Source organism: Halovenus halobia, assembly GCF_051414135.1.
In the GTDB taxonomy this organism is placed as follows: Archaea; Halobacteriota; Halobacteria; order Halobacteriales; family Haloarculaceae; genus Halovenus; species Halovenus halobia.
The window spans coordinates 1,046,256-1,066,580 of record NZ_JBLKOA010000001.1 but is presented as its reverse complement, the minus strand read 5'-3'; the positions used below and the strand labels follow the sequence as shown (position 1 = coordinate 1,066,580).

The window sequence follows — 20,325 nt, the reverse complement described above, 5'->3', positions numbered from 1 at the left end:
GGGAACTCGCCCGGCAGACACGTAGGCGTTACTCCTCGACGACCGACAGGAGCCGGTCGTACGCGCTCCGGTCTCGGTCGCTTCCGCAGCGGTCGACCACGTCGTCGAAGTACGCGATGCGCTCGCGCAGTTGGCCGCTGTCGTAACTCTCGACATTGAGGCGAGAGGCAGCGACGGTCCCTTCGACCACTGCGGCGTATCCCCGTGAGAACGTTGGAACAACCCGTGACTCGACGGCCGAGTCAGTCCCCCGAAGTTCCCACTCGACCCACTGAGTCCCGCCCTCACTGCCGTTGTCAACCTGTTCGGGATGAACCTCGACCCACGCGCTGGCGTTGTCCAGCACTGGCTCCGCCACTTCGTGAATCGACAGCGCGGCGTCGACAAAGAGGACCGGGTCAGTTGTGAACTGGACGTATCCCACGCCTCGTTCACGGAAGTTCCGCCACGTCCGGGTCCGTCCCCACGTGCGGGCTGTCGGCGGCCCGTCTTCAGGCTCATGCACACCCAGCGCAGCGACGTTCCAGCGGTCGTTCGGGCCGCGTGTCGTGACGAGCGTTTCGGTCACGCCGGCGAGGTCGACAGGCCACGCCGTCATCTCAGACCTCCAGCCCGCCCTCGAGGGCAACAAAGAGACCGCCAGCCACGAGGTCAGCTGTCGTTCCGGGGTTGATACCACGCTCGACGAACTCGGTGGCGAGGTCGGACACGTCTTCCGCTCCGTCGAGGGCGGCCTGTGCACGCTGGCGCACCTCTTCGGCGGTCTCGTGGTCGTGCTGGGTCACGACGAAGGTGTCAATCTCAGCAGCGAGGGCTTCGAGAAAGGCGCTGGCGGCGCGGTCGGTAACTGGACCTGTGCCGTCACTGATTCGTTCTGCCATCGCAAACGTGCGCTCGAAGCCGTTGACGTACTCCGCCGCGAGTCCATCGACATCGGCGCTTTCGGCCATCACGTCTTCCAGCGTCAATCCCCGCTTGCGGAGGGCCGGTTCGGCGTCAGCGCCGTGGCGCACGTCCGGCGCGCCGAGGTCCTCCGGCGGGTCGTCGACAGCCACGCCGACGTGCTCGAACGCGCGGTAGAAGCCAACGGCGTCGTCAACGGTTGTCTCTGCCACAACCTCGCTCGTGTTCTCGGGCGTCAATGGTCGCGGGAGGTCGGCGTCGCCGTGGGTTTGAGCAGCAGCGACGGCAAGCGGCGTCATGAGCAAAATCGCGCCGAATTGCGTGTTGCCGCCGGACTGGTCGCTCATCCCAGCGATAGCCTGCTCGAAGGCGTCGCCAACGGGGCCACCAGTCGCCGCCCGCTCGAGACCGCGGCGTGCGCCGACGCCACCGGTGATGAAGTGCTCGAAGCGGAGGTCTTCGTACTCGTGTTCGCGGTCGACGTTGCCGGGCTTGGGCGTACTCGACACTTCGAGCAGCAGCGCTAGCTGGGCGTTGTCGGCAATCGACCTCACGGCGACACCTCACTGAGATAGGATTCTGCCGCCGACGTGACGCGGTCGAGTACCACCGGATTATCGCTCGGTCGCCCGACACTCACCGCGTCGGCACCGTAGGAGAGATATTCGACCACAGATTCGCGGTCCCGGACCTCGTTGTTCGCGATGACCGTTGCCGTCGTCTGCTCGACAACATCGGCGATGACTGACTCCGAATCCATCGCGTCGACGTGCAGGTAGTCCGCGCCAGCAGCGTCGAGGTCAGCCGCCAGTGCGGGGAGCGAAACGCCCTCGACCTCGGTGCGGAGTTTGACGCTGACCGCCGCACCGGTTTCGGCGGCCGTCTCGACCTGCGCACAGAGCCGCGCGGAGTCACGGAGCAGCGATTCGCCAGCACCGGCCGCACACATCTCGTCCTGTCGGCAGTGGGCGTTGAGTTCGATGATGGCGTCGTGGTCGGCACAGACCCGACCAGCCCGCGCGAGTGGGTCGTGGCTCGTCGTCCGAACGTTGAAGCCGGGAACCAGCGGGACATCCGCGAGGGCAGCCAGTTGGTCATCGATGAACGCGATGGGGTCTGCCGGGAGGAACTCTGTCCGGTCGCGTGCCACCAGCTCGCGGGCTGCCGCTCTGGTCGGAGCGTCGAGTGCAATCCCACCGAGAAACGCCGCACCGGCGTACTCGGACGCCTGTCGGGCCCACTCGGCGTCGGCCTCGCCGCTGAGACTCGCCAGCGCCACCGGCGGGTCGAAGACTGCGTCGGTCATCCCGTCACCTCCCGCAGTGCCTGCTGGACTGCGCCGGCAACTCGTTCGGCGTCGGCCTCGGTATCGAGCGTCGTGTCGGTTCTGACAACTGGCTGATCGAGTTCTGTTCCGTCGACCTCGTCCAGCACGAACGCGTCGGCGAAGGGATAGGCCTCGGCGACGCCAGCAGTCGAGGGGTCGTAGCCGTCCGCCTCCATGAGTTTCGCCGCTGGCCCGGAGAATACCTCGTCCTCGATGAACGGCGAGACGGCGACAACGGGCGTCTCCGCGAGTGCTTCGGCGACGCCGTCGACAGCGAGCATCGGGCCGATACTCGTGATTGGGTTCGAGGGGCCGAGGACAACAGGCTCCGAGAGTGCCTCACGGACGGCAGGGGTCGCCGTGGCTGTCTCGGCACCGCGAAACTCGACAGCCTCGACTGTCGGCTCGCCGTTGCGAGCGACCCAGAACTCTTGAAAGTGCATCATCCCGTCCGGGGTGTGAATCAACGTCGCGACCGGGTCATCACTCATCGGGAGCAGTTGCCACGGCACGTCGAAGGCCGTCGCGAGTGTCTCTGTCACCGCAGTCAGCGTGTGGCCTTCGTCGAGCAGTCCGGTCCGGGTGAGATGGACCGCGCGGTCACGGTCGCCGATGTGCATGAACTCCGCAACCGCAGAGAACCGCCGCCAGCGCGCAATCTCCCGGCCGGACGTCTGTGCCGCGTCGTCGAGATACCGCGGTCCCGGGGGTAGTCCTGCGGCCGCCGCAATGTCCTGCAGATGCCCGTGGGTTTCAGCAGTGTCCTCGGCAATCCCCCACCACGTCTCGCGGTCGAGTTCGTCGCCGCCGAGAAAGAGCACGGTGTCCAGATCCGGACAGACGAGAAAGCCGCCGAGTTCGACATCGTCGCCGGTGTTGGCGACGACTGTCGTCTCCCGAGGAGCGAACTCTGCCCCGGCCCCAGCGAGGAGTTTCGGCGTTCCCGTCCCGCCGGAGAGAAACGTAACCATACGGTCGGTTGGTGCCTGTGGGTGAGAAAACTTGCGACACCGGACCCCGGCCAAGGCTCAGAAGTCAGTCAACTGTGACTGGACGCCGGACACGAGTTTGGACTTGCGCCGGAGGTCACCCAGCGAAACCGGGAGTTCGCCGGCCAGCCCGTGGATTGCGCCGTGGAACGTCTCCGCAACCGCTGGCTGGCTCTCCTCGAAGGCGTGGCGGATGCCCTCGCGAATCTGCCAGACACCGACGGGTGCCCAGTAGGCGTCGCTGGCGTGACGAATTACCAGACAGGTCGCCTGACGGTCAATTTCTTCGAGATGTTCGAGCACACCCAGTCGGGTGGCGTAGTATGCGCCGGAGGTTTCGTCGACGTAGTTATCTCGGCCGCTGTATCCCTCGTTGTCGGCAGCCATGTAGTACTGCCCGCCCTCGTCAGGATTCCAGATACTGCCTGGCGCTTTCAGTTCGACCAACTCGAACTCCCAGTTGCCCGGCGCGAGGATAATCCAGTAGTCGTTTGCCATGTACTCGTTGTACCAGACCTGCACCTCGTCGATGCTCGGCGCGTTGCGAATCGACCCGCGCAGATACTGGCCCACTGTGTCGTCGACGGCAGTAATCGACCACCGGGTCGGAACCAGTCGGCGGTTCTGTCCCTGCCCCAGCGCGCCCGCCGAGAGAATCGTGTTGATGTCGTACACGTCGAACCCGCGGCGGTAGAGGTAGGTCATCGCGCCGTCGGCTTGCCAGTCGTCGTCTTCGAGTGTCTTCTCGACGGCGCGGGGCACAGAGGGATTCTCGGCGAGCGTCGCGTCGGTGGCGCGTGCTCGCGGCCCTGTCGGTGTCGAAATATCGTCGAGCGAGAGGTCGAGGTCCGGATTGCCGTCGAGACCGAGTTCCACGTCGACGGGATTGTCGGCGATTGCGACCTCGCGCTGGACGCCGACGAAGCCGTCCCAGACATCTTCGACGTTCACTCGTGTCGAGTGCGTGGAGTTCAGCAGTCCGGTCCGGCGCTGGAGTACATCCTCGACGCCCAGCCCCTGCTGGTACCACTCGCCGCTGGTGGCGAACTCCGCGGCGTCAGCCTCGCGGTCCATCGGCGAGAGCACGCCTGTCGAGATGTTGGGGTAGTTCGACCGCCCGACAAAGATTTCGGGTGCGGTCGAGCCAAAGAGTGAGTCGCCCTGGACGACGCTCTCGAACTGACGCTCGACATCGTCGAGATGGTCAGTGATTTCGTAGGATTTCTCGCGGGCGAGTCGCCGTCGCTCGGCAGCCTCGTCGCGCTCGAAATCCGCCATGAACTCGTCCAGACGCATTGACTGGCTGTTGGGCACAGGTGGGTATCAATGTGTCTGTCAGGGTTGCGAACAGGTGACCCGAAGGCCCCCGACGCGGTGGGTCACACAACCGCAAACCGCGCCGGAGCACAACTCAGCGCATACGACGCGCTGGTCCGGCGATCGGATAAAAACGTTAGCTGTGGATGCCCATTGCCTCGATCTGCTCCTGATACCGGTTGCGGATCGTGACTTCGGTTACCTGTGCCACGTCCGCAACCTCGCGCTGTGTCTTTTTCTCGTTGCAGAGCAGTGACGCAGCGTAGATTGCAGCCGCAGCGTAGCCGGTCGGGGATTTGCCCGAGAGCAGCCCCTTTTCGGCTGTCGTTTCGATGATTTCGTTTGCCTTTGTCTGTACTTCCTCCGACAGTTCGAGTTCCGAGCAAAAGCGCGGAACGTACTTTTTCGGGTCGACAGGCTCCATCTCCAGGCCGAGTTCCTGTGAGATGTACCGATAGGTACGGCCGATCTCTTTCCGTTCGACCCGGGAGACCTCCGAAATCTCTTCGAGACTCCGTGGGATTCCCTCTTTTCGACAGGCGGCGTACAGCGCACTCGTCGCGACCCCTTCAATCGAACGCCCCCGAATGAGGTCTTCGTTGAGTGCCCGTCGGTAGATCACACTTGCAACCTCCCGAACCGAGCGTGGCACACCCAGTGCGCTTGCCATCCGGTCGATCTCAGACAGGGCGAACTGCAGATTTCGCTCGCCCGCGTCTTTCGTCCGGATACGCTCCTGCCACTTGCGAAGCCGATGCATCTGGCTTCGCTTTTTGGAGGAGATCGAGCGCCCGTAAGCGTCCTTATCTTTCCAGTCGATAGTGGTTGTCAGCCCCTTGTCGTGCATCGTCTGTGTCGTCGGCGCACCGACACGAGACTTCTCCTGGCGTTCCTGATGGTTGAACGCACGCCACTCCGGACCAGGGTCGATGTTCCCCTCCTCGACGACCAGACCGCAGTCGTCACAGATGAGTTCGCCCCGGTCGGAGCTTTTGATCAGGCTGTCTGACCCACACTCCGAACACTCGCGGACCCCCTCCTCCTGTTCTTTGTTACTTGTAGACTCGCGCTCGCGCTCCCGCTGGCGGCTAGACCGTGTCATCGCATTTTTATAGTAGTAAGATACACGCACTTAAACCCTTGGCAAGTATTTTGTGGTTATCCCTCGGTCGGAATTGAAACACAGAATAAACCGGTGAATTGTTCCGGGTCTGTTCGCCAACCCGAAACGGATAATCCCGTTGGGACCTCGATTGCTGGTAGATGCCAGTACTGAACTGCGATGTCGAGCAGGCCCGCGACCGACTGGAATCCGCGGGTGTCGACGTATCTGCGGGGAATACGGACCACGAGCGCTGGCGCGCAAGCTACGAAGGCGCGACAGCGGTCGCCTACGACAACAAGGTCGTCATTCAGGGCGGGAATCCGGGGCGACTACAGGCGCTACTCGAAGGGAGCAGCGGCGGGCGCGCGCACGTCTACTTCGATGGGGCCTGCCGAGGGAATCCCGGCGAGGCCGCAGTCGGATGGGTCATCGTCACTGACGGCGGCATCGTGACCGAGGGCGGCGAGCGGGTCGGACGAATGACCAACAATGCCGCCGAGTACGAAGCACTGCTCAAGGGGTTAGAACTGGCCGCCGAGTACGACTTCGAGGAGGTCGAGATTCGCGGCGACTCCGAACTCATCGTCAAGCAGGTCCGCGGCGAGTACGATACCAATGACCCCGACCTGCGGGAGTACCGCGTCCGGGTGCGAGAGCTGTTGACAGCGTTTTCGGAGTGGTCGATTTCGCACGTACCGCGAGACATAAACGAGCGAGCCGACAAACTGGCAAACGAGGCGTTCGAGGATGGCTAAACACACCGACGAGTCTGAGACTGAGAGCGACGACTACCCCCTCCCAGATGGGGTTGTCGACGAAGCCGAGCGACTGACGCGACTGGCCCGAGACGCAATCGACGAAGACGAAGCCGCCGCCTACCGCGAGGCGCGCGCGGACCTGCTCGCCGACCACGACTACATCGCCCGGATTCGAGATGAAGACGACACACTCGTGGTCCACCCCGAGGAGTGGGTCGAGGATGGCACTGTCTATCCAGAGCGGATCGACGACATCGACCGCGGCGTCGAGCGGCCACTCTCCGGGGCGGGCGACCCCGACGATTGGGAGGAAGTACGCGAGCACAACGAGGCCATCGTCGAGGATGTCGAAGCAGAGTACGACAGCACCCACGCTGCCAACGCGCAGGCGCTCGCCGAGTTCATGAGTAACCACTACGCGAAGCCCATCGAGCAGGCTACAGAGGCGGAGCTCGCGGAGTTTCTGGAAGAGTATTATCCGAGAAATGTGTGGCCGACCGACGACCAGAAAGCGGTCGTCGAAGAGTCGGTCGCGCTCGTCGAGGACGTTATTCAGCGTCGCTGACGAGCGATTCGACGTCTGCCTTGCGGTCTTCGTTGGTGATGATCTTGCCGAACGTCCAGTCGAGCTGGTCGAGGACAGCCTGATAGCCGTCGTCAGTCAGTGCGTACTGGTTCGTTCGTTTGTCGAGTTCACTCTTTTCGACGAGGTCCATGTCGACGAGTTCGTCGAGGTTCGGGTAGAGTCGACCGTGGTTTACTTCCGAGTCGTAGTAGGTTTCCAGCTCCCGCTTAATCGCAAGACCGTACCGTGGTTCTTCGGCGAGAATCGTCAGGATGTTCTGCTGGAATGCCGTGAGTTCGCGTGCGATACCTGGCGTGTCAGGAACTGCTTGTGCCTCTGACATACTTGATTGAATGTCATCTATCTACTTAACGCTTGTTAATTCCTATTATCGTTGTCACGAGAAAACCGACATACGGGAGGCGGTTACACCGGTGTAACTACCCGGAATCGTACATGTTCCTCTCGGGGGAGAGCGCTGACCCGAACGCTGTGCCTACTGCGACGGTAGGGAGATAGACCGAAAGTAGTTTTTGGCCAAAAAATCAGATACGATAATGATGGCAAATCTCTGGGAAGACCTAGAAACCGGACCGAACCCGCCAGAAGAGATCTACGCAGTCGTTGAATGTCTCAAAGGCGAGCGCAACAAGTACGAATACGACAAAGATATTCCGGGCGTGATGCTGGACCGCGTGCTGCACTCGAACGTCCACTATCCGAGCGACTACGGCTTCATCCCGCAGTCGTACTACGACGACGAGGACCCCTTCGACGTGCTCGTGCTCGTCGAGGACCAGACGTTCCCTGGCTGCGTCATCGAGGCCCGTCCGGTCGCGATGATGAAGATGGACGACGACGGCGAGCAGGACGACAAGGTCATCGCGGTGCCAATCGAGGACCCGCGCTACGACCACATCCAGGACCTGGAAGACATTCCACAGCAGACGCTCGACGAGATTGACGAGTTCTTCAAGACGTACAAGAACCTCGAAGAAGGCAAAGAAGTCGAGACACAGGGCTGGGAAGACAAACAGGCCGCGATGGACGCTATCGAACACGCACAGGACCTCTACGAAGAACACTTCGGCTAACCCCACGGCTGGGCGCCAGTATTTCCAACGTAGGACAGAACAGACGAAAAGAGAGGAATCGTTAACAATTCTGCACCTAAGAGCCGACACCATTAACTCGATTCGCTTAGAGGAGCCGGTATGGAGAAAGTCACAATCGACGACGTGCGTAACGAGGTTAATCCACTGCAGGTCCACGATATCCGCCGTCCGGTGTCGGACGCGCTGGGTACCGAGCACTTCGCGATGAACTACTTCGAACTCGGCCCGGGGGACTCTTTCTCTGGCGGCCTGCACACACACCACGACCAAGAAGAGGTCTTCTACGTCGAATCAGGGACAGCTATCTTCGAGGTTGGGAAAGACCGCGAGGAAGTGACCGTCGACGAGGGGGAGGTCATTCGCTTCGAGCCCGGCGAATTCCAGACTGGCTATGCCAAAGAAGCGGAGGACAACGAGGTTGTCGGCTGGGCACTGGGCGCACCCACCTCACAACACGACTGGGAAGAACTCGAATCGATGATTGTCTGCCAGGAGTGTGAAGAAGAGCTCCCACACGGGACATCCATCAACGACGAGGGCCGCTTCGAGTTCACCTGTACCGAGTGTGGGAACGTCTTCGCGATGTGAGACAGGGCGAGAACGTTCCCAGAAGTGTAGAACCCATCCCACCGAGTTGCAACGTGAGAGTGTCCTTTATCCGACCGGCAAGTAGCGCCAATCGTAATGTCGAACCCAATTGGCGCCCCCGGCGACGGTTTGTCGCGACGTGATTTTGTGAAAGCGACCGGCACTGCTAGTATTCTCGGACTTGCAGGCTGTACGTCACTCGGAGACAGCAGTACCCCCGCCGAGACCAACCAGCCACGGACCCAAAACAACGGGTCACCGGCCCAAGACCTCCCGACGACCAGCCCCCCAGAGGTCGTCAACGTCGACGAGCAGGGCAATCAGGTCACGATTCAGTCCCAGCCAGCCAGACACGACGTCCATCCACTGGAGACGATGGGCGGTCCCGTCGAACTCCCCCAGGTCTGGGCGTTCAGCGCCGACGACGGCCCGCCAAGTGTCCCCGGGCCAATCCTGCGGACGACCGAGGGCGAGGACATGGAGGTCACCCTCGACCTCACCGAGGGCCAGATGCCGCACACGATTCACTTCCACGGAGTGACCAAGACGTGGAAAAACGACGGCGTGCCGACCACGACCGGAATCACGGTCCAACCCGGCGAGAAACACACCTACGAAATCCCAGCCAACGTGCCCGGAACGCACCTGTATCACTGTCACTACCAGACCCACCGCCACATGGAGATGGGGATGTACGGAATCCTGCGGGTCGACCCGAAAGGGTACGAACCGGCAGACAAGGAGTACTTCATGACGCTGCGGGACTGGGACTCCCGGCTCCCCCGACAGTTCGCCGGCGAGGATGTTAGCTACGACCCGCGAAACCGCCAGCCAGACATCTTCACGATTAACGGCAAATCTGCTCCCCGGACGCTCCACCCAGAGCAGGGCTCGCCGATTATCGTCCAACAGGGCGATACCGTCCGGGTTCACATGGTCAATGCGGGCTACATGAGCCATCCGATGCACATCCACAACCACCGCTTCCGGGTCGTCGAGGAAGACGGTGCACAGATTCCCAACGCTGCCGTCCACGAACAGGATGTGACGAACATCGCACCCGGACAGCGACACACCCTCGAGTTCGACGCGACGGTCGACCCCGGAATCTACCTGATGCACTGTCACAAGGTCAACCACGTCATGAACGGCCAGACCTACCCCGGCGGCATGCTCGGCGGCATCGTCTACGAGAGCGTCATGGATACCGATATCTTCGCCGACCTGATGGAGTACGCCGGCTACGAGGGCTGATTCCGCCCTCTCTTTCCCGTCTGGTGTTGCTCACAGTGTGTAATCCTCGCCGCCAACTTCGTCTTCGAGAAACGCCGCAAGCAAGTCGATAGTCGCCTCGACATCCTCGACGTGAGCGCTCTCGGTGACGGTGTGAAGATATCGCGTCGGAATCGAAATGGCACCGACCGGCGTTGCGCCGCCAAAGCGCTGGAAGCCTGCTGTGTCGGTGCCGCCGGCTGGCAGGACTTCGAGTTGGTACTCGATCTCTTCAGCCTCGGCAACGCTTTCCAGTCGGTTGTTGACCTTCGGACTGGTGATGACACTGGAGTCTTTGAGCTTGATTGCCGTTCCCTCGCCGAGTTCGGTGACGTGGTCACCGGGCTCGAAGCCGGGCACATCGTTGGCCACGGTCACGTCTAGTGCGATGGCGAGGTCCGGGTCGAGGTCGAAGCCAAGCGCCTGCGCGCCGCGGATGCCGACCTCTTCTTGCACCGTGGCGGCGAAGTGAATCGTCACGTCCGGGTCGTCAACTCGGCGGGCCGCCTCGATGATGCTGAACAGGCAAATCCGGTCGTCGAGCGCCTTGCCCGTCACCGTGTCGCCGACGAGTTCGGTCGTCTGTTCGAGCGTCACGAGGTCGCCACGGGAGACTCGCTCCTGTGCAGTCTCGCCGTCGAGGCCAAGGTCGATGTGGACATCCCCAACCTCCGGGTCGGCGGCCAGTTGCTCCTCGTCGAGCGTGTGTGGCGGCGGCGAGCCGATGAGCCCTGTCAGGTCGCCGTCGTCGGTGTGGACCGTGACGCGCTGGGCTTTGAGAACGCGGGCGTCCCAGCCACCGAGTGCGTCGACCTGTACGAAACCGTCCTCGGTGACATGGCGGACCATGAAGCCGATTTCGTCCATGTGCGCGGCGACGACAACGTCAGTGTCGGAACTCCCTTCGATAGTGCCGACGACGTTGCCCATGTTGTCGGTTCGGAGTTCGTCGACCTCAGGTTCGAGTTCGCGGCGGACAACGTCACGGATGCGGTCCTCGTAGCCGGGGACGCCGCTGGTTTCTGTCAGTTCAGTAAGTAGGTCAGTGTCGAACGACGGTGACATACTCGGCGCTACTCGCGGGAGCGTCAAGAACGTGTGCGAAACGGCAACCTCAAGAGGTCCGTTCGACGAACTTGACAACCTCCTCGGCGATCTCCTCGCCAGCGTCTTCTTGCAGGAAGTGCATCGCACCTTCGATCCAGATGTCGGGCTGCTCGCTCGCGGTGGGGAACAGTTCGCGCATCGGGTCGCGTGCGTTGCCGGTAATCGGGTCCGAATCAGAGAAGAGGACGAAGGCGGGTTTCTCCCACTCTGAGAGTCGTTCCTTGGCGGCGGCCATCAGGTCAGCGCCGGGGTCATCGGGCGACGTTGGAATCAGTCGCGGGAGAATCCGTGCGCAGGCCTTGGACTCCTCGGTGTGGAACGGCGCTTCGTAGGCAGCGACCACCTCGTCGGGCAGGTCGGTCGCAGTCGCGTTCTGGATGAGCATGCCAATCGGGAGTTCGTCGACGTCATCCACAAAGTCGGCAAACTGGTGCCAATCGTCGCTCATCTGCTGGGTCCCGTCGGGAACGCCGGTGTTCATCGGGACGAGTCGAGCGAAGCGCTCGGGGTTGTGCCCCGCGAGTGCCAGCCCGAGGATACCGCCCCAGTCCTGGCAGACGAGGGTTATCTCTTCGAGGTCCAACTCGTCGAACAGCAGTGTCTCGAAGGAGTCGTAGTGCAGGTCGAAGCTGTAGTCGTCGGTGTCAGTGTACTTGTCCGAGCGGCCGAGGCCGAGCAAGTCCGGCACGATGACGCGGCCGTGCTCGGAGAGCGTCGGGATGAGTTTTCGGTAGAGGAAGCTCCACGATGGCTCGCCGTGCATCAGCAGGAACGTTTCGTCGGCGTCGTCACTCGTTGGTTCGACATCGACGTACGCCATCTCCGCGCCGTCATCAGTCACAGGCACACGCTCGTATGGGTAGTCGAAGTTCGGTACGTCCTCGAATCGCTCCTCGGGAGTGGTTACGTAGCTCATAGACAGCCTGTCACAGCGGCGAGTTAAAATTGTTCGGGGAATCGAGAAATGAATTACCGCAGGAAAGCCTGAGAGCCGGAAGCGAAAACACTGACTATCATGCAAACGATAGCGACGGGACAAAAAGAGTGAAACGGTGACCGTCCGAAGCGCCCACAATGACAGAGCGAGCGATAGTAATCGGTGCGTCCTCGGGGATCGGTGAGGCACTGGCACGAAAGCTGGCGGCGGAGGGATACGAGGTTGGGCTGACAGCCCGGTCAGTCGACAAACTGGAAACGATTGCCGAGGCGCTCCCCACACGGTCCTACGTCGCAGAGATGGATATTGCCGATACGGAAACAGCCAGAGAGACATTCACCGACCTGACGGCCGAAATGGGAACTGTCGACGTCGTTGTTGTCAACGCTGGCGTCGGCCCAGAGAATATCGACCTCGACTGGAAACCGGAGCGGGACACCATCGACGTGAACGTACGCGGATTCACGGCGATGTCCGTCGCAGCGATGAACTTCTTCGAAGAACAGGGCCACGGCCAGTTAGTCGGCGTCTCGTCAGTTGCCTCCTACGTGGGCAGTAGTCGTATTCCGTCGTACTACGCCTCGAAGGCCTATGTCTCGAACTACCTCGACGGCCTCCGGTACAAGGCGCGACACCTGGACGCCGACATCACGGTTACTACGGTTGAGCCAGGATTCGTCGACACTGACCTCGCGGGCGGAGAGTTCTGGATGTGCTCGCCCGAGACGGCGGCGGAGCTCATCCACGAAGCGATTGCGGAGAAGAAACGACAGCAGTTCGTGACGAAACGCTGGCGGCTTGTCGCGCTGGCATTGACGCTGCTGCCAGACCTACTGAAGCGACGACTCTTCTAAGCCGGGACCAGTGGGTTAACCGGTCGACTAAACCGCGCGAGCCGAGATTCGAATTTTTCGTCCTCTGGCGTTGGCTCCGACACAGTTGTCACGCTCTTGTACTCTTTGGCCCCGCAATTTGAACATTCAGTCAAGAAGCCATCTGATTTCGAGTTACACGACAAACACACCAGCTTGCGTTCAGCCATATGTCCAACTATATTGAATATAACTAAAAAAGCTTCTGCGCTAGGAATATAAGGTTCGTAAAAGAGCACTGAACAGTCGGTACCGAAAACAGGTCGACAGTCGGGCGTTAGTCGCCCGCGGCGGGTGCGATTGGATTCACCGGTCGGGTGAGCTTGGCGAGTTCGTCGGTGAGTGGTTCCTCTTCTTGTTCGTCGTCGTCGTCGTAGTCGGTCGTGCTCTCGAACTGCGTCGACCCGCACTCGGGGCAGGGTTCGAGAAAACTCTCGGTGCGGGCCCCACAGTCAAGGCATACGAAGGTTCGTTCTGACATATTGAAAACTTCCAACTGATCGTATAAAAGGGTGTTCTTGTTTCTCCACTCTGTGGAACGCTGACACAGCCATATACAGCGACTACCACACAGCCCCATGGGACAGACACACAGTCAGGGGCACCCACACTCACGGCCGCAGTATTCCCGTCGCTCATGACGGCAACAGTTGCCGATTAGTTATGAGCATGGGTAATTATTTGAGTATACAGGACCTACCGGAGAGTGTGATGGCAGCACGCAACCAGCCCCTTGGTTTCGACCACCCGACCGTCGTCCCGGCGAACTTCGAGTCCGACGACCAGCAGTCGACCAACGAGGAGAGGTCGGAGTCAACCGAGCGGGAGTGACAGATATTACTGCTTCCGCCGACGGGAGCAGGGAGTCGCTGGCGGCGAACAGGCGCATGCAGAGAAGAAGAAGCTTCTTGTGCGATACACCAGTAGCGGTGATATGGGATTGTTCGACCGGATCCGTGGCGATGGTGGTCCACGGGTCGCCTTCATCGGTATCGACGGTGTGCCGTATAGTTTGCTCGCCGACCACCCTGAGGAGTTCGAGAACTTCGCCGCTATCGAATCCGAGGGCACTGCAGGGGCAATCGACAGTATCGTTCCGCCAGAGTCGAGCGCTTGCTGGCCAGCGCTGACGACAGGAATGAACCCCGGTGAAACCGGTGTCTACGGCTTCCAGGACCGCGAGGTTGGCTCTTACGAGACCTACGTCCCGATGGGCCGTGACGTACAGGCCAAACGACTCTGGTCGCGGGTCGACGACGCGGGCCGAGAGGCGACCGTGATGAACGTCCCCGTCACCTTCCCACCGGACCGCGAAATCCAGCGACAGGTGTCCGGCTTTCTCTCCCCCGGCGTCGATAAGGCTGCCTACCCCGACGAGCTCCGAGAGAACTTGGAGAGCATCGGCTACCGTATCGACGTCAACGCAAAACTCGGTCACGACGAGGACAAAACTGAGTTCATGGAGGACGCTCACGAGACGCTTGACAAGCGCTTCGAGGCCTTCGAGCAGTACCTCACGCAGGACGACTGGGACCTGTTCTTTGGCGTCTTTATGACTACTGACCGAGTCAACCACTTCCTGTTCAAAGACTACGAGGAAGACGGCGAGAACTACGACAAGTTCATGGATTTCTACCGGAAGGTAGATGACTATATTGGCAAGATTCGAGCGATGTTGCCCGACGACGTCACGCTCGTTATCGCGTCGGACCACGGCTTCACCAGCCTCGATTACGAGGTCCACTTCAACGAGTGGCTCGAACAGGAGGGCTGGCTCGAATACGAAGACGACGACGCCGACGAACTGGGCGATATTGCCGACGAGACACGGGCGTACTCGCTGATTCCCGGCCGATTCTACATCAACAAGGAGGGCCGAGAGCCACGCGGAAGCGTGCCCGAGTCGGAGTACCAGGAGACCAGAGCCGAACTGAAGGAGGCTATCGAGTCGCTGACCGGCCCGGACGGCGAACCGGTCGTCGAGCGCGTCGAGACGAAAGAGGACGCTTTCCGGGGCGACCACGACGATATTGCGCCTGACCTAGTCGCCATCCCGAACCACGGCTTCGACCTGAAGGCCGGATTCGGTGGCGACGGCGACGTGTTCGGGAGCGGCCCACGAAACGGAATGCACAGCTTCGACAACGCCTGCCTGTACATCGACGAGCCGGACGCTCGCATCGACGACGCCGACCTCTACGACATCACGCCGACGATTCTCTCGCTCCTGGAGATGGACTACGACCGCGGCACCTTCGACGGCGCCACGCTGGTCAAATAATCGACGCTGTCGATATTTTCGAGTTGGGATTTTTTTGGAGGTGTGCTGAATACAGGGCGCGAGTCTTGCAGAGGTGGGCAATCAGTTCGCGGTCTTACTCGTGATGCCGTATCCAGTCTCCTGTTTTGATGAATCCGGTTTCACCGCACATCCCACACGAGTCGGGAGGTTCGAATCGGTGCTTTCCTACGGAGACACGGAACGGCGTTCCAGCGTGGATTGTTTGACAGTTCTCACAAATATACCGAGTTATGCTCTCAGGTTGATGTGCCATACTATATTACGCAGTTGTAGACAGATAGACCTACTCACACCCGAATCTGGGGGGTGGTGTAGTGCCACGTTCACGCTCTACAGATTGCACGAGTTTTTCCCAGTTGGTGGATCGTTCGTAGTTCTCGGTGGCCGAGATTTCGTATCAAGACTTTCCTGAGCGCGGCATCACGATTGAATGAGGGATGACACCACGAGTGCAACTCACCGAGTGGGAGACACTGATTGACGAACTACGTCGATTCGGTCGTGCGGGTGATGTAACGGCGACTGATGATCGGATTCACATCGACTTCGGCTCTGCACGTGTCGAATTGTCGCGCGACGGGACGCTCCAGGCCGGGATGCCATTGCACGATTTCACGCACGATGACACCGTTGCGGTTATCGTGGATCACGACGCCGGCACCCTCACAGTTGACGCAGATAGGGTAAACTACACCTTCAGGCGGCCAAGTGGGTGATGACGACATTCGCTGTATCTTGCACGCCCTCCGTAGCAAATTCTACGGAGTTCAGCAGAACCAGAGACTTAGAACAGGTCGTCGAGGTCGTCGTTATCGAACTGTTCGGTCGGGTCGCGGTTTTCGGCTTCTTCGTTGGCTTCGCGTGCGCGGTCCATGAACTCCTGAATTCGCTGGGACCGCTCGACCCCACCGAGCAAGACGAGCGCAGCGAGTCGGTCGCTCTCCAGTGGGAAGTCACCGCCCCGAACCTGCAGCGAGCCAGTTTCCTCTTCGATCCAGCTGCGTGCACGCTCGACACCTTTCCGCGAGATTCGGTCTGGCTGGCCGGCAATCACCAGCAGCGCAGCCTCGGCGTCGACAGCGTTGGGGAGACTCATTCCCGTCAGCAGTGAGTTGCGGGTAAGGCTCGTGATGGTGTTGACGTTCTCACCCGCCTCTGCAGACGCCTCGGCACTGGCGTAGCCAAGGCTGGCGATGCCACCGTTTTTGAGCGTATTGATGATCTCCGAGGAGTCGACGACGCTCTCGCCGACACCCTCGACAACCTCACCGGAGGCGAGCAGCAGACCCACGCGCTGGGCAATCTGTTGGTTGATGTTCTCGAACCCTTCCTGGACAGTCTCGTCGCTGGTCCGCCAGGCGTCGTTGTCGATCAGCAGGGCGGAATCAGATTCTCTGACGATAGTTTTCAGCGAGCGCCCGGCGTTGGCCTGGTACAGCGACCCCTCGTTGCGTCCGGGGAGAATCCCTAGCGTGTAGATTGGGACATCGTAGACGCGATTGAGTTCCTTGGCGAGAGCGGGCGCACCGCCACTGCCGGTCCCCCCGCCGAGACCCGCGACGATCATCACAGCTTCGGCGTCGGTCGCGATTCGCGCGTCGAGTTCGTCCATCACCTCGGTTGCTTCCTCTTGCATAATCTCTGCGCCGAGTTCGTTGTCCCCACCGACACCGTGGCCCTTCACTCGGTCCTGTCCGATCAGCATCGTATCGATATCGAGCGATTGCAGATCCGCTTCTGCCGTGTTGACCGCGAAAGCACCGCGGATGGCGCCGAATCCCATCTCGTGGTCGAATTCAGCGAGCACCTGCGTTACCTTCCCGCCGGCCTGCCCGACACCGATCAGGACGACTTTCATACTACACACTCTCGGCAGGCCGGCTAATAATCATTGGGTCAACGATTCTGGGTATGAGATGGGGTTGCGTTTGGTAGAGACGTAACCGCGAAGAACCAGAAAGCCCCCGGTCGCTTGACCGTCCGGGCCTCGCTGCGCTCCAGCAGGTGCTTGCTTCGGCCGGGACGGACCAAGCGACCGGCCCCTTTTAGCCCCACCCTATGGCTTGTGACACGGGCCACCGCGGGTGGGAATGAAAGGGGCGACACTCTCGGCGAACCCCGACGACGTAAGCACGTGACCGGAGGGAGCGCGCGCAGCGAGTCGCGGGAGTCGAGAGTGTCGGGGCTTTCTGGTTGTTCAACCCAGTTGCCGTACCGTTACAGACCACTTCAGATCCACAAAATTCGCATCGGTGTGGATGGATTCATACCGCTGGCGACCCCAGCAGAGAGCATGAATCCCGAGACGCTTCGCAACGATATTCCTGCGCTGGAGGAGTGCACGTATTTCAACTGGGGCGCCAGCGGCCCGAGTCCACGAGTCGTCGTCGACGCAGCCACAGAATTCGAGTGCTACCACCAGTACGAAAGTCCCGCCGACGAGGGGATGTACGCGGCCGCAGACGAAGCGACCGAGCGCGCTCGCGAGGCCGTCGCTGGATTACTTGGCACAACCAGCGGCCACGTTGGGTTGACTCAGAGCACCGCCGACGGGATCAACCACGTCGCAACCGGACTGGACTGGGAGGACGGCGACGTTGTCGTCCGCACCGATACCGAGCACAGCGCGGCTCGGTTGCCCTGGGAGCGGATGGCCGAGGAGTACGACCTCGAAATCCGCGTTCTCGAAACCGAGCAGGGTCACATCGACATCGAGGAACTGAAAGCCGAAGTACAGGACGCTCGCCTCGTCTGTTTCAACTCGCCGACGTGGAGTTACGGTAACCGCCAGCCGGTCGGCGATATTGTCGATATTGCACACGACGCGGGTGCGATGGTCCTCGTCGACGCTGTGCAGGCTCCGGGCCAGCAACCTGTCAACGTCGGGGAATGGGGCGCAGACTTCGTAACTGGCTCGGGCCACAAGTGGCTGCTCGGCGTCTGGGGCGCGGGTTTTCTGTACGCCAGCGACGCTGGGCTGGACGCGCTACGACCCACGCAGATTGGCTACTACTCCGTCAAAGACTACGGCGCAGCGGAGTTCGAGTTCTACGACGACGCCAGAAAGTTCGACCTCGGGACGCGCTCGCTCGCGCCCTTCGTTGCGCTCGAAACCGCAATCGACCAGCTCCAGTCAATCGGGCTGGAGACGGTCGAACAACGCATTTCCGAGCTAACTGACCGACTGAAAGACGGACTTGGTGACCGGTTGCTCTCGCCACCAGACGCGAGCAGCGGGCTCGTCACCTTCGCCGCAGAGGACCCAGAGGCGACGGTCGAACGACTCGCCGAGCAAGATATTCAGATTCGGTCGCTACCGAGCCCTGACGCCTGCCGCGTCTCGGTGCACGCGGTCAACACCGCTGACGATGTCGACAGACTGCTCGACGCGCTCTAGGAGTCGTCGACCGGATTCCGCCGCAGTTCGTCGATCAGGTCGTGGAGATAGTTGAGTTCTGATTCGAGTTTTTCCCGGCGGTCGATGAGTTCGCTCAGTTCGTCGGTGTTGACCGAGTGGTCCTGCTGGAGGGCCGCCTCTAAGGAGTCGTTCGTTGCCTGCACCAGATAACTCGCCGACTGGAGCACTTCCTCGGGCGAGCCGCGGTACTCGTAGAGGTCGACACCGCCGGAATAGGCAGTGTAAGAGACCAGCGGTACCTCCTCCTGTGAGTGGTAGGTTGTCGTCACGTCCAGTCCCGTCAGCGGGTTGTACCGCTCGTTCGAGACTTCCATCCGGACGAGGCTGAACGGTTCAGTAAGTGAGGGGTAGGTTTCAGAGAGTTCGCGGAGTTTGTCGGCGGGTTCACCACCCAGCTGTGACTCCACGTCCCCAAAGAAATGCTCAGAGCCGGTCAGCGCGAGCGCAACAGTGTAGAAGACCTGCTGGTTATTCTCGGCGAAGTTCCGAATCCGTTCGCGGAGGCGCTCGTGTTCGCCCTCGATGGACAGCTGTTCGAGGTCGTCGAGTAGTGCCAGCGTCCCGCGCTCGCGGTCGAGATACTCCTCGACCAGCGCGCCGGGCATCTCCTGGCTGTCCACGTCGTCCATACAGCCCATTCGGGCGGCCCCGGTCATATGTCTCCCGGCTACACTCGCGGTGTCACCACTGGCCCCGGCCGCCGTGTTAGTCGCCAATCCGTTCGAGTTCGACCGCTGTCGGGAGCACACCACGGCGGAGCGTGCCCGCGGTCGCCTGCGCCTCGTCGAGTGTCGTCGTTATGATAGCGTACCCGCCGCCGAACTGCTCGGAGTCGAGGGTACTTGCGAAGCTCTGATTGAGACCGCTGCCGTTGACGATGTCACCGTCGAGCATCGTGTACAGACAGTACTCGTTCGGATCTGGTTCGGTCCCCGCCTCCCAGCCACAGGCCTGCGGCCCGGTCACCCCGTCGGCGGTATAGCCGGTCTCCACGAGTCGTCGCTGGAACCGGTCGGCCGCAGCCCGTGTCAATTGAACGGTGACATACGGGCTCGGATAGCGATTGTCCGCCGGTTTCGCCTCGGAAACCCGCTCGAAATCGTCGGCTTCGAGCAGCACCTCTGTCTCGGGGTCAGTCGCGTCGGGTTGGTCTGCCGGGGTCGCAAGCACGACCTGCACGGGATTGTCCTCCGTAACGATATCGGACACCCGGTCGGCGTCGGTTTCGCGAACCTCGACCAGAAGGGCTGGCGCGTCACCGTCACTCTCGGTAGACACACTGACCCCTGAGATATCTGCCCGGTCAAAACGACCCCGGAGCGTGTCACGTGCCTGTACCGCAGTGGGTGCTGTGACGCCAGCCCGAACGTCCGCACTGTCGACAGCGAATCCAGTCGCGGAGAGTGCAGCGACGAACTCACTCGGCGAGAAATCACCGCGCCGGACTTCGACCGCCGCTGCCGAGGAGACGACAGCGACATCGACCGGGTCGATGTCGAGTTCGGTCGCAATCGTCGTTTCGACCGCTGCTGGCTCTCGCTCGATATCGAGACCTGTCGCGGTCTGTCCGAGCAAGGAGACTCGAAACGACGCCTCCGGACGCTCATCACTGTCGGGAGAGTTCTCGATACAGCCAGCGAGAGCGGCCGAGAGAGCAATTCCACCCGCGAGAACCTGTCGTCGTCTCATCGTCCCTCGATTATCTGTTGACCAACAAGTTACTTTTCCATCGTGTCTGTGCTCGAAACAG

General features: G+C 61.1%; 22 protein-coding genes. 9 read left to right on the top strand and 13 right to left on the bottom strand.

Translation table 11 applies throughout. The features are described 5' to 3' along the window. Nucleotides 1–28: 28 nt before the first annotated feature. The 6 genes from ACMGFM_RS05715 to ACMGFM_RS05690 all read right to left on the bottom strand — a co-directional run bounded on the left by ACMGFM_RS05715 (nt 29) and on the right by ACMGFM_RS05690 (nt 5,638). Nucleotides 29–598: a DUF447 domain-containing protein gene (locus ACMGFM_RS05715; RefSeq protein ID WP_436901480.1), complete on the bottom strand. Its 570-nt coding sequence runs from the start codon at nt 596–598 to the stop codon at nt 29–31. A gap of 1 nt (nt 599) precedes the next feature. Next, nucleotides 600–1,457, bottom strand: coding sequence for a triphosphoribosyl-dephospho-CoA synthase (locus ACMGFM_RS05710; RefSeq protein ID WP_436901479.1), 858 nt, complete (start codon nt 1,455–1,457; stop codon nt 600–602). Further along, the gene (locus tag ACMGFM_RS05705; RefSeq protein ID WP_436901478.1) at nt 1,454–2,209 is read right to left on the bottom strand and encodes a tRNA-dihydrouridine synthase; all 756 of its coding nucleotides are present in this window, start codon (nt 2,207–2,209) and stop codon (nt 1,454–1,456) included. The genes ACMGFM_RS05710 and ACMGFM_RS05705 overlap by 4 nt, the downstream gene beginning before the upstream one ends. Further along, nucleotides 2,206–3,201 carry a 2-phospho-L-lactate transferase gene (cofD, locus tag ACMGFM_RS05700; RefSeq protein WP_436901477.1) on the bottom strand — a complete coding sequence of 332 codons (996 nt, stop codon included), beginning with the start codon at nt 3,199–3,201 and terminating at the stop codon, nt 2,206–2,208. The genes ACMGFM_RS05705 and cofD overlap by 4 nt, the downstream gene beginning before the upstream one ends. Before the next feature lie 57 nt (nt 3,202–3,258). Further along, nucleotides 3,259–4,515 carry a DNA repair protein NreA gene (gene nreA / locus ACMGFM_RS05695; RefSeq protein ID WP_436901476.1) on the bottom strand — a complete coding sequence of 419 codons (1,257 nt, stop codon included), beginning with the start codon at nt 4,513–4,515 and terminating at the stop codon, nt 3,259–3,261. Nucleotides 4,516–4,672: 157 nt separating this feature from the next. After that, complete coding sequence (locus ACMGFM_RS05690; RefSeq protein ID WP_436901475.1) at nt 4,673–5,638, bottom strand: transcription initiation factor IIB; 966 nt, start codon at nt 5,636–5,638, stop codon at nt 4,673–4,675. A gap of 161 nt (nt 5,639–5,799) precedes the next feature. On the opposite strand from ACMGFM_RS05690, the gene rnhA reads away from it, so the two are divergent. Both rnhA and ACMGFM_RS05680 read left to right on the top strand, forming a co-directional pair. Further along, nucleotides 5,800–6,396: a ribonuclease HI gene (rnhA, locus tag ACMGFM_RS05685; protein WP_436901474.1), complete on the top strand. Its 597-nt coding sequence runs from the start codon at nt 5,800–5,802 to the stop codon at nt 6,394–6,396. Further along, the gene (locus tag ACMGFM_RS05680) at nt 6,389–6,964 is read left to right on the top strand and encodes a DUF7108 domain-containing protein (protein WP_436901473.1); all 576 of its coding nucleotides are present in this window, start codon (nt 6,389–6,391) and stop codon (nt 6,962–6,964) included. Before rnhA ends, ACMGFM_RS05680 begins: the two co-directional genes overlap by 8 nt. On the opposite strand, the gene ACMGFM_RS05675 is transcribed toward ACMGFM_RS05680, so the two are convergent. Then, nucleotides 6,948–7,307, bottom strand: a complete 360-nt coding sequence (locus ACMGFM_RS05675) for a PadR family transcriptional regulator (protein ID WP_436901472.1) — start codon at nt 7,305–7,307, stop codon at nt 6,948–6,950. The genes ACMGFM_RS05680 and ACMGFM_RS05675 overlap by 17 nt on opposite strands. A gap of 217 nt (nt 7,308–7,524) precedes the next feature. Here ACMGFM_RS05675 and ACMGFM_RS05670 point away from each other — a divergent pair, with 217 nt between their 5' ends. The 3 genes from ACMGFM_RS05670 (at nt 7,525) to ACMGFM_RS05660 (ending at nt 9,921) form a co-directional block, all read left to right on the top strand. Further along, the gene (locus tag ACMGFM_RS05670) at nt 7,525–8,058 is read left to right on the top strand and encodes an inorganic diphosphatase (protein WP_436901471.1); all 534 of its coding nucleotides are present in this window, start codon (nt 7,525–7,527) and stop codon (nt 8,056–8,058) included. Nucleotides 8,059–8,178: 120 nt separating this feature from the next. Beyond that, a complete protein-coding gene (locus tag ACMGFM_RS05665; RefSeq protein WP_436901470.1) occupies nt 8,179–8,667 on the top strand; it encodes a cupin domain-containing protein in 489 nt (162 codons plus the stop codon). A gap of 96 nt (nt 8,668–8,763) precedes the next feature. Next, the gene (locus ACMGFM_RS05660; RefSeq protein WP_436901469.1) at nt 8,764–9,921 is read left to right on the top strand and encodes a multicopper oxidase domain-containing protein; all 1,158 of its coding nucleotides are present in this window, start codon (nt 8,764–8,766) and stop codon (nt 9,919–9,921) included. 30 nt (nt 9,922–9,951) lie between these two features. Here the strand turns inward: ACMGFM_RS05660 and ACMGFM_RS05655 are convergent, their stop codons facing one another. Both ACMGFM_RS05655 and ACMGFM_RS05650 read right to left on the bottom strand, forming a co-directional pair. After that, a complete protein-coding gene (locus ACMGFM_RS05655; RefSeq protein ID WP_436901468.1) occupies nt 9,952–11,004 on the bottom strand; it encodes a M42 family metallopeptidase in 1,053 nt (350 codons plus the stop codon). A 49-nt stretch (nt 11,005–11,053) separates the two neighbouring features. Continuing rightward, a complete protein-coding gene (locus ACMGFM_RS05650) occupies nt 11,054–11,962 on the bottom strand; it encodes a haloalkane dehalogenase (protein WP_436901467.1) in 909 nt (302 codons plus the stop codon). Between the two features lie 158 nt (nt 11,963–12,120). Between ACMGFM_RS05650 and ACMGFM_RS05645 the strand changes: the two genes are divergently transcribed. Then, nucleotides 12,121–12,837, top strand: coding sequence for an SDR family NAD(P)-dependent oxidoreductase (locus ACMGFM_RS05645; protein ID WP_436901466.1), 717 nt, complete (start codon nt 12,121–12,123; stop codon nt 12,835–12,837). A 295-nt stretch (nt 12,838–13,132) separates the two neighbouring features. On the opposite strand, the gene ACMGFM_RS05640 is transcribed toward ACMGFM_RS05645, so the two are convergent. Continuing rightward, the gene (locus ACMGFM_RS05640; RefSeq protein WP_436901465.1) at nt 13,133–13,336 is read right to left on the bottom strand and encodes a hypothetical protein; all 204 of its coding nucleotides are present in this window, start codon (nt 13,334–13,336) and stop codon (nt 13,133–13,135) included. Nucleotides 13,337–13,789: 453 nt separating this feature from the next. On the opposite strand from ACMGFM_RS05640, the gene ACMGFM_RS05635 reads away from it, so the two are divergent. Then, entirely contained in the window at nt 13,790–15,136 is a 1,347-nt protein-coding gene (locus ACMGFM_RS05635; RefSeq protein ID WP_436901464.1) for an alkaline phosphatase family protein, read from the top strand. Between the two features lie 458 nt (nt 15,137–15,594). Continuing rightward, nucleotides 15,595–15,873, top strand: coding sequence for a hypothetical protein (locus ACMGFM_RS05630; protein ID WP_436901463.1), 279 nt, complete (start codon nt 15,595–15,597; stop codon nt 15,871–15,873). Nucleotides 15,874–15,941: 68 nt separating this feature from the next. Here ACMGFM_RS05630 and ACMGFM_RS05625 read toward each other — a convergent pair whose 3' ends face one another. After that, the gene (locus ACMGFM_RS05625; protein ID WP_436901462.1) at nt 15,942–17,015 is read right to left on the bottom strand and encodes a tubulin/FtsZ family protein; all 1,074 of its coding nucleotides are present in this window, start codon (nt 17,013–17,015) and stop codon (nt 15,942–15,944) included. 435 nt (nt 17,016–17,450) lie between these two features. Between ACMGFM_RS05625 and ACMGFM_RS05620 the strand changes: the two genes are divergently transcribed. After that, the gene (locus tag ACMGFM_RS05620) at nt 17,451–18,554 is read left to right on the top strand and encodes an aminotransferase class V-fold PLP-dependent enzyme (RefSeq protein ID WP_436901461.1); all 1,104 of its coding nucleotides are present in this window, start codon (nt 17,451–17,453) and stop codon (nt 18,552–18,554) included. Here ACMGFM_RS05620 and ACMGFM_RS05615 read toward each other — a convergent pair. Both ACMGFM_RS05615 and ACMGFM_RS05610 read right to left on the bottom strand, forming a co-directional pair. Further along, a complete protein-coding gene (locus tag ACMGFM_RS05615) occupies nt 18,551–19,204 on the bottom strand; it encodes a hypothetical protein (RefSeq protein ID WP_436901460.1) in 654 nt (217 codons plus the stop codon). The two genes, ACMGFM_RS05620 and ACMGFM_RS05615, sit on opposite strands and share 4 nt — an antisense overlap. A 76-nt stretch (nt 19,205–19,280) precedes the next feature. Next, a complete protein-coding gene (locus ACMGFM_RS05610) occupies nt 19,281–20,264 on the bottom strand; it encodes a preprotein translocase subunit SecD family protein (RefSeq protein ID WP_436901459.1) in 984 nt (327 codons plus the stop codon). Between the last annotated feature and the right edge of the window lie 61 nt (nt 20,265–20,325).

Coding starts and splice junctions, on each gene's coding strand:
- ACMGFM_RS05715 (WP_436901480.1), bottom strand. CDS start 598: ATGACGGCGTGGCCTGTCGACCTCGCCGGCGTGACCGAAACGCTCGTC.
- ACMGFM_RS05705 (WP_436901478.1), bottom strand. CDS start 2,209: ATGACCGACGCAGTCTTCGACCCGCCGGTGGCGCTGGCGAGTCTCAGC.
- cofD (WP_436901477.1), bottom strand. CDS start 3,201: ATGGTTACGTTTCTCTCCGGCGGGACGGGAACGCCGAAACTCCTCGCT.
- nreA (WP_436901476.1), bottom strand. CDS start 4,515: ATGCGTCTGGACGAGTTCATGGCGGATTTCGAGCGCGACGAGGCTGCC.
- ACMGFM_RS05690 (WP_436901475.1), bottom strand. CDS start 5,638: ATGACACGGTCTAGCCGCCAGCGGGAGCGCGAGCGCGAGTCTACAAGT.
- rnhA (WP_436901474.1), top strand. CDS start 5,800: ATGCCAGTACTGAACTGCGATGTCGAGCAGGCCCGCGACCGACTGGAA.
- ACMGFM_RS05680 (WP_436901473.1), top strand. CDS start 6,389: ATGGCTAAACACACCGACGAGTCTGAGACTGAGAGCGACGACTACCCC.
- ACMGFM_RS05675 (WP_436901472.1), bottom strand. CDS start 7,307: ATGTCAGAGGCACAAGCAGTTCCTGACACGCCAGGTATCGCACGCGAA.
- ACMGFM_RS05670 (WP_436901471.1), top strand. CDS start 7,525: ATGGCAAATCTCTGGGAAGACCTAGAAACCGGACCGAACCCGCCAGAA.
- ACMGFM_RS05665 (WP_436901470.1), top strand. CDS start 8,179: ATGGAGAAAGTCACAATCGACGACGTGCGTAACGAGGTTAATCCACTG.
- ACMGFM_RS05660 (WP_436901469.1), top strand. CDS start 8,764: ATGTCGAACCCAATTGGCGCCCCCGGCGACGGTTTGTCGCGACGTGAT.
- ACMGFM_RS05655 (WP_436901468.1), bottom strand. CDS start 11,004: ATGTCACCGTCGTTCGACACTGACCTACTTACTGAACTGACAGAAACC.
- ACMGFM_RS05650 (WP_436901467.1), bottom strand. CDS start 11,962: ATGAGCTACGTAACCACTCCCGAGGAGCGATTCGAGGACGTACCGAAC.
- ACMGFM_RS05645 (WP_436901466.1), top strand. CDS start 12,121: ATGACAGAGCGAGCGATAGTAATCGGTGCGTCCTCGGGGATCGGTGAG.
- ACMGFM_RS05640 (WP_436901465.1), bottom strand. CDS start 13,336: ATGTCAGAACGAACCTTCGTATGCCTTGACTGTGGGGCCCGCACCGAG.
- ACMGFM_RS05635 (WP_436901464.1), top strand. CDS start 13,790: ATGGGATTGTTCGACCGGATCCGTGGCGATGGTGGTCCACGGGTCGCC.
- ACMGFM_RS05630 (WP_436901463.1), top strand. CDS start 15,595: ATGACACCACGAGTGCAACTCACCGAGTGGGAGACACTGATTGACGAA.
- ACMGFM_RS05625 (WP_436901462.1), bottom strand. CDS start 17,015: ATGAAAGTCGTCCTGATCGGTGTCGGGCAGGCCGGCGGGAAGGTAACG.
- ACMGFM_RS05620 (WP_436901461.1), top strand. CDS start 17,451: ATGAATCCCGAGACGCTTCGCAACGATATTCCTGCGCTGGAGGAGTGC.
- ACMGFM_RS05615 (WP_436901460.1), bottom strand. CDS start 19,204: ATGGACGACGTGGACAGCCAGGAGATGCCCGGCGCGCTGGTCGAGGAG.
- ACMGFM_RS05610 (WP_436901459.1), bottom strand. CDS start 20,264: ATGAGACGACGACAGGTTCTCGCGGGTGGAATTGCTCTCTCGGCCGCT.